Consider the following 863-nt stretch of genomic DNA (forward strand, 5'->3'; position numbering starts at 1 on the left):
GGCGCGTGCTCAGGCCAGCGCCGGGCCGCTCCCAAGCGTCGGCCTGAGCCTCCCCACGGGGGAGTGCCCGCGCAGCGGGGAGGGGTGGTCGATTTCACGCCGGCCAGCCCAGGGTAACGAAGTGCACCGGCCATTCTGGCGTAGGGTCGATGCCGACCAGCGCGGCCGCCTCGTCGTCGTAGAAGGTGCCCACTGCACACACGCCCAGCCCGAGCGCGCCGGCCTTCAGGTACAGGCGCTCGCCGGTCATCCCGACCTCCAGGAACGTGTGGCGGTAGCCGCGCGCGGCACCGGCGGGGTCTCGGGTGAAGCCAGCGCGTGCGATGGTCAGCACGAACACCGCCGCTACATCGCCTGAGACGTCCCGATTGAGCGCGGCAGCGCGCGTACAAGCCCGTCGCACCGGCACCGCACCCGTGCTCGCCCGCAGCACGTGGCGCAGGCCGTTGTAGCGCTAGGTGTGCCGACCGCGCAGCGCGCTGCGGCGGACGCGGGCGTCACGCGGCAGGGGGTCATTCAACCACCTTGGCGATGCAGCGCCCGAGTGATCTCCATTGCGGCCGACAAGGGTTCCATGCTGGAGGCATTCTGCGGCTAGGCTCGCTTGGCCCCAGTCGGTCGCTCCCGACCCTGGCGGCGCAGAGTCGACATGGTGCCGTGCTATTCTTAGTTGGACTTCCGGAACCGAGGGTACGTCGCCGTTGATGTCAACGTGTCGGCCCGTGGTCCCTGTGGAGCGGGCGGACTGATCCCGCCCGGGCGCGAACCCGACCCCGGCCACGGGACGCAAGAACAACACATGCACGCATCCTCTAACCTCAGCGCCGATCCGGCGACGGCCGCATCGGCGCGGCCTAGTCAAT

Annotated in this window: 1 protein-coding gene; it reads right to left on the reverse strand. The window is 70.2% G+C overall.

Annotated features, from left to right (window positions below; translation table 11 throughout):
• Positions 1–94: 94 nt before the first annotated feature.
• A complete protein-coding gene (locus RMP09_RS11990; RefSeq protein WP_231698748.1) occupies positions 95–433 on the reverse strand; it encodes a nitroreductase family protein in 339 nt (112 codons plus the stop codon).
• Between the last annotated feature and the right edge of the window lie 430 nt (positions 434–863).

This window comes from Hydrogenophaga sp., assembly GCF_031426985.1.
Taxonomy (GTDB): Bacteria; Pseudomonadota; Gammaproteobacteria; order Burkholderiales; family Burkholderiaceae_C; genus Hydrogenophaga.